A 12,756-nucleotide genomic window follows, 5' to 3' on the forward strand; every position below is an offset into this window, starting at 1 on the left:
CCTATTCCTCCTCGTCGTCGATGCCGGCGATCTTGCGCCAGCGCCTCATCTGCGCGCCCTCGTCGGTGGCCGCGCCCGCGTTCGGCAGCCCCGTCGCGCCCGCCTGCGCAGAGGCGGCAGCCCCCGCGCCGAAGAGCCACGGCTCCGCCGCCTTGAGCTTGTCGATGTCGTTCTCGTAGTCGGGGAGTAATGCCCGCGCCGCCTTGACGTTGCGCGCGCCCGCGAGCTGGAGCTCGAAGCCGACGCGCTCCTCGTCGCCCTTCCGGCGCAGCTCGTCCATCTCGGTGCGCAGCTTCTCTGCGCCCTCTGCGGTCTTGGCCGCCTCGGCGATCTCGCCCTCGAGCTCCGCGATGAGCGCGTCGCGCTCCTTCAGGGCGGCCTCGTAGTCCGCGCGAGCTCTCTCGGCCACGTCACCGCCGTCGCCAACACCGCCAGCGCCCTGGAGCCCGGCCGTCACCGTCGCCTGCGCCGTCTGGTCGACCTGCGCCTGCGGCTCACCCGTGACCTGCGCCTGCGCGGCCGCGCCATCGTTCCCGTCACCCATGAAAAGGCCCGCCTTTCTCCTCGGGCGGGCAAAGAAAAAGCCCGCACCCTAACGTCTCGGTCAGGGTACGGGTGTGTCACAACAATGACTTAAAAGCCTGCTAGGAGGAGAATCCGTACTTCTTCCTGCGCTGCTCGAGTGCCTCTCTTCCACCTTCGAGAGTTCTACAGATGTGGTCCTGTATGCTGAAGCGGCTGAGATAGGGCTCTGAAGCGGCGTCATCCGACCTGTTTACCACATTGTTCTCTATTGACCCCGAGCGATATTCGAACTTTCTGCTGCGGTTTCTCGCCTCGGCACCATTTTGGTTGGCGACGATGACCTCCTCGGCGTCAGCTCCCAGTACGATGTTCGCGTTGTGGGTCACAACGATAATCTGCCGTCGCTTCTTGCTGTCCTTAATGAACTTTCTGAGCTCTGAGTATATGGAGCGATTGTCCAGGTCATCTTCGGGCTGGTCAATCAGGATGGGGCAATTCCCCCTCTCCAGTTCGATTATGAGCTCAAGGAGAACGAGCCCCTTCTTCCCGGGGGACATGTGCGCAAGCTGATCGCCGTCGCTTGTCACGATGTAATGGACGTTGTACCAGTCGGAGAATAGGCTCCTGACGAAATCCTCTTCGGAGATGCCCGACTTCAGTTGAAGGACGGAACCGTCATTCGCCATACTTTCGAGGCCGAGCCAGATGTCGGAAAGGAGCTCGTCGGTATAGTCTCCGTACGAAAGATCCGAAAGGTTATGCCCGTAAACTCGATCAAACTGGCTAAATCTTCTGCTGTTTAGGTTGTTCAGCACGCTCCCAGCAAAGTCACTGAACCGCCAAGCCGGCTCAGCAGAAAAGGAGAGGTTTGTGGAGAACGAGCCGGACAAATCCCCAATGGACTTGCAATAGGTCAAATAGGCATCGTGGTATTGCGATCTCGAAGAGAGAATGATGCCCCTCAGCCGATTAAGCTCGGACTGAAGTTTCCGAAGCCCCTCCTCGCGTTCCTTTGCCTCAAGAAGAAGGCGCCTTTCGTCGGACAGCCTTGCCATTATCTTTGCCAGCTGGACGCTCTGCTCCACTTTTGGCTTAAGTGCACAGAGATCATTCTCGATGCTTTGCAGTTCCTCAACAAGCTTCTCTCTTTGAGCGGATAGGTCTTCCACGAGACGACGGGCCTCATTCTCCCAGAGACCGGAGAGCGCTGTTTCAAGCGAATTCATGACTTTTCGCAGGGCGTCGGCAGTTGCTGGCGCGAGGGTGAGGGAGAGGTCCATTCCCCGAAGCTGAGGTTCAGAAAGTGTCGGGGAAGTCGAGGAAGCAATCGCCGATGAATCGTTTTCGAGTTCGACAATCTTTGCTTCGATCTCCGTCTTTCGCTCCGTCAGGTGCCCGTACTTCTCAAGTTCCTCTTTCGTGGCGCTGGCAGATTCCGCAAGCCTGCTGCTTTCGTTCTCCAGCTCCTGTATTACGCTCTCGAATAGTTCGTGCCCGCCGTTCTCGATGATGATTCGGCGCAGGCCATCAAAATCGCGTCTTGTCCGAAAGTAGTCTTCGATACGGGCGTTCGTCTGAGTCCTTATGCGATTGCGCTCGGATTCCAGGACCTGAAAGGATTCCAACACAGCTTCGTCCTGCATGAGGACATCGCCGATTAGACCACTTGTGCCATCTTCCGATTCAGGGTCGTCTACGGTTCGATTGAGAAATGTTTGCGGAAGATAGATGATCTTCCTCTGTTCACTGGGGACATGGTCCCGCCACGTCACCTTAACGCCGGCGGCAGGCTTAAACTCGACTGACCCACTGCGACGTTCTTGCTTCTTGGCATATTCGGGCGCTATTGCCCAGGCGAGGTTGCGCAGGAGCATCGATTTTCCTGTTGACCTACCTCCGATGATGCACGTGAGGGCGTCGCTGAAAACGATGGGCTCTTCTTGGAACAGCTGGTCGCCGAAAGCCAAAGACTCGATGGACCTGTGGGGGTCCAAGCTCTCGGGACGGTCCTTTTGGACAGCAACTCTGTCAACAGGCTCGCAAAGGACCTGAAGCAGACCCTCGAAGGTGGGATCGGCCTTTATCCAACAGTATTTTCCGCATTCGGGTTCAAAGAGATGATCAAAGTCGTGGGCGTCGGAGGCGACGATGCACGGACGAGGAGCCCCAAGCTCCTCTTCGTTCCAGCTTCTTCCACCTGATGCCCACTCCCTTGTCTTCTCTGATGAAGAGAAGAATACATTCGCACGTCGGGTAATGGAGCATCTGAGCGTGTAACCCCTTCCTTTCCAGTCGATTTTCGGAAGGGTCTCGTCCGCCGGAATGGCGATGAGATAGCTTCCTGAGAATGCGCTGCAGGATGATAGGATCTCAGTGGCATCTTCAAAGCTAATGGTTATGTTTTCGAGTCCCGTCCTGTACGGCTCATATCTGCCCCCATTGAGGGCTCGAATTTGTTTGCCAAACGCGATGATGTTATCCCTGTTGAGGCTTAGCTTTTCGTCAGGATTTACCGTTGTAAAGCTAAGCCTATTGAGAAAGTTTCTTTCGATTATTTCCGGATCGATTTGGTCAGAGAAAATGACGTGATAGTCCAAAAAGTCATCAGTGCGCGCATCTCCTCTGTTAACGGAGATGATATTCGTAGCTCGCAGCTCGACATTTGGAAAAACCGTTATGCTGCGCACCTTGTTTCGAAGACCCTCATCGGGGAAAAGGCGCTTCATCGCCTCTGGGTTGCCGAGGTAGTCTTTGCGGATTCTGGCATAGCCCTCGACGGAAAAGTAGTCCGTTATCCCGATGGCACAGACGCCCTTCTCTACGGCAGAGGAGAAAAGCCTGGTTACGTACTCGTCGAAGTCACTGGCGTTCTCCGGATGTAGGTGGAACTGATTGTTGAGGACCGAATAAGGTGTGTGGACATGAAGGTCCCACTTACGCCACTCGGAGCCATACTTACTGTTCAAAGCGGACTCCCTTCACCAACGCAGACTTGTGACACGCGTCTGGATTACCTCCGTCAAAACTTGAGTTACTCAAGTTTTTCTGTATGATAAGGCAGAAATCCGAGTAGCTCAAGTTTTGGAGGACAGATGAACAATCCCGAGCATGTCGAGGTAAGGCTCCCAATCCTGCAGAAGCTCCTCGCCCTCGGATGGAGCAGGGGACAGATCATCTGCCCGTCCCCGGACTCCGACGACTCGGAGTGGAGGGTGCCCAATCCTCCGAGTGAGCACTCCAAGCGAGACGCAGGTCATGCCTTCAAGGGAGACCCTGTCGACCTCGCAATCTTTGACTCGGACGAGCATGTCGGCGACCCGGACCACATTATCGCGATTTTTGAGTTCAAGGCGCCGAGCATCAACGTTGGCAAGACACAGCTGAAGGCTTACCTTGGCAACGAGCCTGCCGCGCGCTACGGGTACTGGACGAACGGCACTGCATCCACCGCCGTATTCAAGCTTGCGGACGGGTCCTACGAGACGAGGGAGAACGCCGAACTCCCGTCGCCGCACGACAACCTCGTCCTCGCCGGAAAGGAGCCTCTGACATACAGGGATCTCAAGCACCCCACCGACAGGGACCTGAAGGCCTCGTTCGCGAAGATCCTCGGAACCATAGCCGCAACCGACTCCATCTCGACTCGTCCCGAGCAGAGGCTCAATGAGATGGCGAACCTGCTCATCGTGAAGATGGAAAGCGACAAGGTGGGGGCGAACCACGAGGACAGGACGCTCACGTTCCAGGTCAGGGACACTCCCGCCGAGACGAGGGAAATCATCAACTCCCTGTACCGCGAGACCAAGAAGACCAGAACTGAGCTCTTCCTCGAAAGCGACCCCGACACGATTCAGCTGACTGACGACTCCATCCAGATGGCGGTCGCGGAGCTTCAGGGCTACACCCTCAAGGCCGTATCGCCTCGTGCGCTCTCGACGGCGTTCCAGATATTCCGAACGAACAACCTGAAGATTGGAGACGGCCAGTACTTCACGCCGGCGAGGGTCATAGAGGCTGGCATACCCCTGCTCGACATCACCGACGAGGACAAGGTGATCGACCCGGCGGGAGGAACCGGCGGGTTCGTGTTCGAGGCGTATGTCTCGGTGAGCAAGACGTACGAGGGAGATCTGGGAAAGCAGGCTGACGCGAGGACCTGGGCCCATGACAAGCTCTTCATGGTTGACCGCGACTCGATCAACGTTAAGCTCGCCAGGGCGCTCATGGTGGGTGTCGGAGACGGCTCTGCCCACGTCTACCTCGGCGACAGCATCCGCTCCCAGAAGTGGGAGGACGAGTTCCCGATTCTAAAGCACGAGTGCATGCGAGACGACAGCTATACCGTGGTCGTGACGAACCCCCCGTTCGGCAAGGACCTCCGGGTGTCGGCCCGCGACGGCCGCATCGGGGGCTACACGGTGTGCAGGCACACTCCCGGCGGCATGAAGTCCGACAAGTACTGCAGCACGGAGCTGGGAATCGTTTTCGTCGAGAGGGCGTACCGACTCCTCAAGGACGGCGGGAGGCTGGGGATCGTCCTGCCTGAGACGTACTTCTTCTCGAAGTCGTACGAGTGGTTCAGGGAGTGGCTCGAGGAGAGGTTCATCTTGCGCGGCGTTCTTAACATCCCCATGGAGGCGTTTCAGGGGTTCTGCCGGGCGAAGACCAACTTCTACGTGCTGCAGAAGCGCGGGAAGCCGTCGCTGCTCACCCATGTCCCCGAATGGTTCCGCGACGGAGAGGTGTGGGTTTCGAACGCCCCGACGATTGGAATCAACAAGGACGGCGTGGAGCTTCATCGCGTCGACGAGGCAGGAAATAGGCTGAGTGAGATTGACGACGTTGCCATCAAGGACGTGAACTCTCTCCTCGATGGCGAGGAGACTCCGACCGCCCATTTCGTGAGCCTCGGGATCACCGAGCTGGCAGGTGTGCCGAAGTATTCCGACTATGGAGCGCGCGACCGTTTCAGAAGGTGCGTCGAGGCGTCGCTCGCGGGATTCTCGTGGGCAACGATCGGCGAGCTGGTCGAGTCGGGAGCTCTTATGGTGAGAAATGGCCACGGAAGCCCCTCGATAGACCTGAGGTTCGGTGACGTTCCCTACATCAAGGTATCGGACCTCAGGGCGGGGCTCGTCAACGTCAACAGCACCAACATGGTTCCGCGCGCTGTTGCGGAGAGACATTGGCGCTCAAAGAGCAGCGGACTTAATGCCTATGACGTCATCACGCCCTCGAGAGCATGCAAGAACATCGGGGAACCGGTGGTCCTGCTCCCGGATCAGACCGATGTCGTGCTCACAAAAGAGGTCGTCGTCTTCAGGCCGGATGAATCCGCCAACTTCGATTCCTTCTATCTCGCATGGGCCCTAGATCTCCAAATAGTCAAGGACCAGTGGGACAGGGTCATCTTCATGCAGACGAACCGGGAGGATGTCGGAAACCGCTATCTCGAGATAGAGATTCCTATTGCGCCCACAAGAGAGAAGGCGGACGAAGCGAGCGCTCACTATAAGAGGTATTTTACGAAGCTTTCGACGATTCGCTCGGAGTTCGAGTCGGCAAAGAGCTCCCAGACGAAAAAGATGCTGGAAAACTCATAACGGAACGAAACTAGAGCGCGAAGGGCTTTAGCTCTCCGACGGGGAGAAAGTGCCCCTGTCGGAGAGCTCCTCCATCCTCCCGAGCACCCTGACGATCCACCCGACGCTCTCGTGCTCCAGCGAGCACGCCCAGTGCGTGATGTAGCGGCACTGCGAGAAAGCGGCGTCCCCGAGGAGCCTCACGTCGTCAATGCTCTCCAGCACACGGTCGAGTCCTCGCTCGTCGCCGAGCAGGAGTCCGGTTCTCTCGTTGAACGAATGGCCGCAGTCCATCTCGAAGCCGAGCGTCCAGAAGCGCTCAGCCCAGTCGTAGTCCAGCAGCCCGTAGACGCCCCTGCGCTCTAGGTGTCGCCCGAACTCGCGCGCGAATCTCGCGACGGGCTCACCCCCGGCGACTCTTCCTCTTCAATCGGCGAGCAGGCCCACCGCGCCGAGGTAGTCCACGAAAGAGTCGATGATCTCGGCGGTGCGCGCCTCGATGTCCGCCTCGCTGAAGTCCTCGCGCGAGCGCGCCATCTCGGCGAGCTCGCGGATCTCGGTGCCCCGCCTCAGCTGGCCCTTGTCGTTGCGGTACCCGAGGTAGTACTTCTTCTTGTCCTCAAAGCGGAAGTCCGAGGCGCTGATGTTGACGGACTTCTCGAGCATCGCCTTGTTGCCGAGCGCCTCCAGGTTCTCCCTCCTCTTGAGGGGGAAGACCTCGTTGCGCCGCCTGGCGTAGATGTGCTCGACCTCGAACACGGTGTCGGGGTTCACGAGCGGCTGGTCCGGGTCGCTGAAGGCGCGCCACACGAGCATCGACCGCGTGATGGGTCGCTGGTTGGTGAACGTGTAGGAGAGGAGCCTCGAGCGGATGTCGCCCGAACCAAAGCGGTAATCGGAGAACGTGACCTCACGACCGTTGACGATGTTGATGAGCTCGGGGTAGACCGGCGAACGCAGGGCGTTCACGCCGGGGCGCTCGACCGCGTAGGCGTAGATGAAGCCCGTGATCCTGCGGAGGAACGCGAGGAACTCATCGTCGTCGAGCGCGCCCTCCTCGTCCCTCCTCGCGAGGAACCACACGGAGACGAGGTACGTCCACATTCCGTTCGGGGCGTAACGGAGGATGAAGAGCTGCCTGAGGACGTCGTCCGAGAAACCATCCTCCATGTCGACGCGGCTCCAGAAGCCGGCGAGAGCCTCCAGGTTCTCGAGGGTCTCCCCCCTCCTCAGCAGCGCGTACCCGCCGCGCCCGAAGTAGTCGCGGAGGCCCTGCGTCGTGGTGTTGCGGTTCCCCTCAAGGGCGCGCTCGTAGTACATGTAGCGGGTGAAGAGCTCGTCCATGGGTGTCCCGTGCTGAGGCGAGAAGATCTTGGCGCTCGTCTCCTCGAGCTGCTTCCAGCGGCGTATGAACTCGTCTTTCCGTCCCATGTCGGAGAAGAACTTGTAGAACTGGCTCTTGAAGATGTCGGCGTCCGAGAGCGGAAGCCCCCGGTCGTTGAGTGTCGAGAAGATCCTGAGTGCCGTGTCCTGGCTCTCCGCCTCGATGGGCAGCAGGATGACGTTGTTGAGGATGCGCGCTGCGAAGATCGCGACGTCGGGCGCGTAGTCGAAGATGAACTCCTCGATCGCCTTTTGGAAGTAGCGGAAGTTCTTGGCGTAGGCGCTCTGCCACTTCGGGTCGACCTCGCCGTTCTTGAGGATGAGGAGGAACTCCTCCTTATCGCTGTCGGAGGCGACCTCCGAGTCGATCTTGAGACGCTCGGTGTCCACGTGACCGATGACGGTTGTCCTCCACACGCAGCGAGCGATCATGTCGTGGAGCTCGACCGCGTCGGGGTTCTTCATCTTGCCGAACCGGTCGTAGAAGGCACGCAGGAGCAGCATGATGGTCGTGAGACGCTGCTGGCCGTCGATAATCTCGAGCTTGCCGTCGCCGTTCTTGTACGTGACGATGGGGCCGAGGAAGTACTCGTCGGCGTCGTCGTCGAAGGCGCGGGAGTTGCCCCCGGGGATGGCGAACTCGCGGAGGTCGTCCCATAGCGTCGCGCACTCGTCCTCGCCCCACGCGTACGGGCGCTGGTAGTCCGGGATGAGGAAGTCCGCCCGCTTGTCCGAAAGCAGTTCCCTGATTGACTTCTGGTCGACGGTGAGCTTCGACACGGCTTCCTCCCGAGAGGTAGACGACACGCTTTGCGACAGTATACCGCGCACCCGTCCCATGAGCCCTAGCGCTCAGCTCAAAGGAGGCAAACGGGGGGCTGCAACAATCAGCAACACAGTGTCTGACCTGCGTGTCGTTTTCGACAAAACGACAAGGGGATGCCGGCATAGCCGGGTCGAGAAGAACGAGAAGAACGAGAAGAACGAGAAGAACGAGAAGAACATCGAGCCCTCAACGACGATCCCGAGTGCCACACCCCACCACCACCCGCTGCCCGTCGAGGGTCGTCCGCAGCCCACCCGCCTCTGCTCCGTTGCGCGCACGGCTCGGAAACCGCCCCGCCCTGCGCGGAGAGCGCCACTCACGGCCATGCCCGCCGCTCCGGCTGTGTATTGCTCCGCGGCTCGGGCCAGCCAGCTCCGCCTACGTGTCGCTCCCGGCTCAGGCCAGCCGGCTGCGCCGTCTGCCCTTCGCGGCGGTCGCACACTCCGGCTACGCTGTCTGTCCCTCGCACCGCGCGCATACACAGCCTACGCTCTGGGCATGGCCTGCTGGGAGTTTGACGTGCGCAGGGCGGGTCGGTTCCTCGCGGCGGCGCGCACTCCGCTACGGCAGATGGGCTGCTGCTCTCTCGTACTCGTTCGCGGGTGGTGGTGGGGTGTGGGCTTCGCTCGCAGCCCAATGGGGCTGCCCTTAGCCGAGGAGCCCCTGCAGAAGCTGGACGCCGTAGCGGGCGCACAGGTAGCCGACCGCGGCGGCGAGGACCACCATGCCGACCGAGCGCACGGCGCGCATCCAGCCCGGAATCGCCCGTTCGCGGCGACCGCGCTCGGTGTCGCGGTTTGGCTCGGCGCCGTTCCAGAAGTCCAGCACCTCGCGATAGGTCGCGAGGTCGTGGTCGCGCTTGATCCTCTCCGCCCAGTGCGAGCAGAACATCAGGCACGCCCAGAGCACGAACGTGAGCAGGAGGGTGGGCACCACCTGGACGCCCTTCCACCCCCAGATCTCGACCTGCGCCACCGCCCATAGCGCGGAGGCGACCGTGCATGCCGCGAGGGCGATCATCGCCGCGCCCAGCCTCCTGATGATGACGACGTCCCTCTCGATGGTCTCGTTCATGGTCTCCACGTCTCCTTTGATGAGAGAGTCCACGGACGCGCCGAAGATCTCGGAGAGCAGGAGCAGGCTCTGGACGTCGGGGTAGGTCTTGCCGTTCTCCCACGAGCTGATCGTCTGGCGGCTCACGTACACGCGCGCCGCGAGGTCGTCCTGCGATATCCCGTGCGCCGCGCGCAGCTCGCGTATCCTCCCGCCGATCTCCATGCCCGCTCTCCCTCCGTCCTCCTCGGCGCGGCCCCTTACGGGCCAGACCATGGCACGTCTCGCGGAATCGTACCATCAAAGGGTCCCGACATCGGGCGTTGCGGGGCGAGAAACGCGCGTCAAGAGTTCTTTACACAGCATCTACCTGCGGCTTTCCGAAGCGCATGTGGGCCGGTCGACGGTCGCGGCATCGTCGTCACGGCGGACGAGAAGGACGAGAAGGACGAGAAGGATGTCGAGCCATCCGCCGCCACCCGGGGCGCCGCCACCGCCGTCCGCCGCGCATCGAGGGTTGTCCGCAGCCCGCCCGCCTCCGCTCCGTTGCGCGCACGGCTCGGGCCCGACCCGCCCCACGCTGCGGCGCGCACTCCGCTGCGGCAGCCGGGCTGCTGCATCTCTCGAGCCGTCCGCTTCCGGCGAAGGCGTCACCCCAGCCCGGCGGCGGATGGACCCGACCGGGCGGCGCCCCTGCGAGCGGTCGCCTCGTCCTCGCCGTACCATTTGCGGCGGTACTCCCACGGCTCCAGCAGGCCCGCCGCTACCTCGTCCATGTCCTGGCGCTTCTCGGCGGTCGTGTCCGTGATGATGCTGTCGTCGAACGTCACGCGCACGAGCCCCTCGTCGGGCAGCTCCACGCCCAGGCGGCGCTCCGCCGCCAGAAGCGCCCGGCAGATGCCCGCGATCGCGCCCTCGAGCGCGCGCTCGTGCCGGCGGATGTTGCGCATCAGCGCCGAGTTGTCCGCCGACACCTCCGTGGCCGTCTTCACGTAGCCGACGTTCTCGAGGTCGAAGTAGTTGATGCCGAAGCCGCAGAGGTCGCCGAGCGTCTGCAGCGCAACCCTGAACGCCCGCGCCTGAGCCTCGGTGCGCAGCGTCGGCGCGAACTCGTGGATCGTGTCCTCCGTGCTCATGACCTTGCGGAACACCGTGCAGTCCTGGCGCCCGAACGGAATCGACACGCGCCCGCCCTTCCCGTCGCGCTCCACGTCGAACATCACGTCCGAGAGGAACACGCGCATCTTGCCGTTGTCGATCTCGCTCATCATCGCGTCGTAGCACAGGTCCACCGCCTGAATGGCGTCCACCGCGTCCGCGAACACGCTCTGCCCGTACGGCGACATGTCCACCCGCGTGTTGTCGACGGCCGGCCTCACGATCGAGAAGGTCGGCCAGACGCTCCCAGTGTCGTACACCGGGCACACGCCCTCGGGCTCGACGCGGTTCCCGTCCCGGTCGAAGCAGGCCGTCACGATCCGGTACGTTCCTTCACCCGTGTCATCTGCTAGGCGAGAAGAACCAGCCGCGCTCGCTATAGCTTCAATAGATTCGCCAGGCGAGAAGGACGCCCCGCCCGAACCCTTCAGGTGCAGCTGCACTTGGTCGACCGCGCGCCCGCGCCAGAACGCCCGCGTCACGAACGCGCACTCGGTCACGCCCTCCTCGTCCCAGGTGAGGGGAACGACCATCCGCGCGTCATATCTCCGCACGCGCACCTCGCCCGCGCCGGCGTCCACCCAGAGCGCCCACGCCCCGGTCCCCAGGCCGAACGCCCGCACCACGCACTCCTGCGCCGAGGCGAGAAACCCGGTCCGCGCCATCCACGCCGCGAGCCAGTCCGTGCACGCCTGCTCCGCGCACGCGACCTGCGTCCGGTCGTTCAGCAGCAGCGACCCCCACTCACGGCACACCCGCATCGCCGGGTGGATCGAGCGCCGGTGCACCTCGTACACTCGCCCCACGCCGTCCGTGTCCCTATAGTCGTAGAAGTCCCCGAGCGCCCGCATCCACCTATCCCAGGCGCGAATGTGAGGCTCCATGTCCTCCAGCGGCAGCGAGAACCCGAGCGACCTCAGCCACTCCCTCACATGCTCCGGCACCCAGTACTCGTCCTCGTTCACGCCCATGGGCCCACCTCCCGCCTCGTCCGAACACGCCCATTGAACTCGCCCGTCACAAAGGACGAGAAGAACGCCCGCGATTCAGTAGCCAACTGAATTGCGCTCTAGGCGAGAAGAACGCCCGGGCACGCACTACCACCAGCGGTTTTGCACATTCCAACGAGAACTTGTCGATAACCTCCCGGCGCTCCGCGCGAAGCGTCGCCCCGTGTTCCAAAGCGTCTCATGCCGAGAAGAACGTGCCGAGAGCCCCTTGTGGAAAACTCCCGCGCGCCGCCCGTATAATGACGGCACGGGACGGCGCGCTGCCCTCTACCACTGAAGGTTTCCGGCGCCGTCCCGCCTCTCATGCCGAGAAGAACTCAGGCTAGTTGTCGTTGTATCCGTGCTCCCGCGTGTCGAGGCAGTCCTTCCACCACTTCTCGCGCTCCCGCACCTTCTGAGGGTCGTAGCTCATTCCGAAGTACTCCAGAAGCGTGAACTCGAAGTTCTCGCGGAAGTACTCTTCGCCCTTGTCATCGTGGAGTTTACGCAGCTCCTTGTTGCCTCCGTGGTTGGTGTCCAGGTAGCTGCCCCAGCGCGCCGCGACGCCTCCCTCGCCGGTCGCAGAGCCTATGTAGAGCTTTCCGGTCTTGGTGTCGGTGAGGCAGTAGACTCCAGTCACGCTCTCGAGAGCGTCGTGGTACGAGGGCATGATCTCGCGCCTGAAGATCCTGTCGAGCTTCGCGTAGGGCAGGTGCACGTCGTCATATCCGTGGAACCTCTCCCCGCTGTAGAGGGCGGGAAGAACCTCCTTGACCGTTGCCTTGCTCAAGAAAGTGTCGAGCTTGAAGGTGTAGCGAGAATTGGTATTCCCCTTATGGAGGTCGATCACCAGTCGCCCAAAGAAAGGCGCGTAGTCCGTTAGGACCTCGACGTCCGCCTGCCTCCCCTTGGGGACGGCCAGTACTTTCGCCGCCGACACAAAGAGCCAGTCATCTCCGCCCTCTCCAAGGCGGAGAAAGCTGAACACCCACTCGCCCTCGAAAAAGTTATGGTTCGGGCCGAGCCATCCCCAATAGGACGTGACGCACGGAGCGCCGCTGCGACGGTCCTCCTCGGTCTGCTCGAACCAGAGGTCGATGAAGGGCACGCTGGTCGTACCTGTTTTCGTGTTCAGCTCAATCCTGCTGTTCTTAATTTGCTCCTCGGTCAGGTTGAGGATGCTGTTGAGTGGGATGCCCATGGCGCCGGCCTTTCCTCTGAACATGCTCTACACGTATTC

At 61.5% G+C, this 12,756-nt stretch carries 8 protein-coding genes; 1 reads left to right on the forward strand and 7 read right to left on the reverse strand.

Annotation, left to right across the window (positions count from 1 at the left end; all coding sequences use genetic code 11):
• Nucleotide 1 precedes the first annotated feature (1 nt).
• Both ACQY6Y_RS00675 and ACQY6Y_RS00680 read right to left on the reverse strand, forming a co-directional pair.
• Nucleotides 2-544, reverse strand: coding sequence for a hypothetical protein (locus tag ACQY6Y_RS00675; protein WP_428378385.1), 543 nt, complete (start codon nt 542-544; stop codon nt 2-4).
• 100 nt (nt 545-644) lie between these two features.
• Nucleotides 645-3,491, reverse strand: a complete 2,847-nt coding sequence (locus tag ACQY6Y_RS00680; protein WP_428378386.1) for a TrlF family AAA-like ATPase — start codon at nt 3,489-3,491, stop codon at nt 645-647.
• Nucleotides 3,492-3,617: 126 nt separating this feature from the next.
• Here ACQY6Y_RS00680 and ACQY6Y_RS00685 point away from each other — a divergent pair, with 126 nt between their 5' ends.
• Nucleotides 3,618-6,128 (forward strand): HsdM family class I SAM-dependent methyltransferase, encoded by a 2,511-nt coding sequence (locus ACQY6Y_RS00685; RefSeq protein ID WP_428378387.1) that lies wholly within the window; start codon nt 3,618-3,620, stop codon nt 6,126-6,128.
• Between the two features lie 27 nt (nt 6,129-6,155).
• Here ACQY6Y_RS00685 and ACQY6Y_RS00690 read toward each other — a convergent pair whose 3' ends face one another.
• The 5 genes from ACQY6Y_RS00690 to ACQY6Y_RS00710 all read right to left on the reverse strand — a co-directional run bounded on the left by ACQY6Y_RS00690 (nt 6,156) and on the right by ACQY6Y_RS00710 (nt 12,717).
• Nucleotides 6,156-6,401 carry a hypothetical protein gene (locus ACQY6Y_RS00690; RefSeq protein WP_428378388.1) on the reverse strand — a complete coding sequence of 82 codons (246 nt, stop codon included), beginning with the start codon at nt 6,399-6,401 and terminating at the stop codon, nt 6,156-6,158.
• 132 nt (nt 6,402-6,533) lie between these two features.
• Complete coding sequence (locus ACQY6Y_RS00695) at nt 6,534-8,270, reverse strand: DUF262 domain-containing protein (protein WP_428378389.1); 1,737 nt, start codon at nt 8,268-8,270, stop codon at nt 6,534-6,536.
• Between the two features lie 694 nt (nt 8,271-8,964).
• Complete coding sequence (locus ACQY6Y_RS00700) at nt 8,965-9,594, reverse strand: helix-turn-helix transcriptional regulator (protein WP_428378390.1); 630 nt, start codon at nt 9,592-9,594, stop codon at nt 8,965-8,967.
• A 425-nt stretch (nt 9,595-10,019) separates the two neighbouring features.
• The gene (locus ACQY6Y_RS00705) at nt 10,020-11,498 is read right to left on the reverse strand and encodes a hypothetical protein (protein ID WP_428378391.1); all 1,479 of its coding nucleotides are present in this window, start codon (nt 11,496-11,498) and stop codon (nt 10,020-10,022) included.
• Between the two features lie 361 nt (nt 11,499-11,859).
• The gene (locus tag ACQY6Y_RS00710) at nt 11,860-12,717 is read right to left on the reverse strand and encodes a GIY-YIG nuclease family protein (RefSeq protein ID WP_428378392.1); all 858 of its coding nucleotides are present in this window, start codon (nt 12,715-12,717) and stop codon (nt 11,860-11,862) included.
• Nucleotides 12,718-12,756 lie beyond the last annotated feature (39 nt).

Origin of the sequence: Olsenella sp. Marseille-QA0557 (genome assembly GCF_965119725.1) — a bacterium.
Lineage (GTDB): Bacteria > Actinomycetota > Coriobacteriia > Coriobacteriales > Atopobiaceae > Coprovicinus > Coprovicinus avistercoris.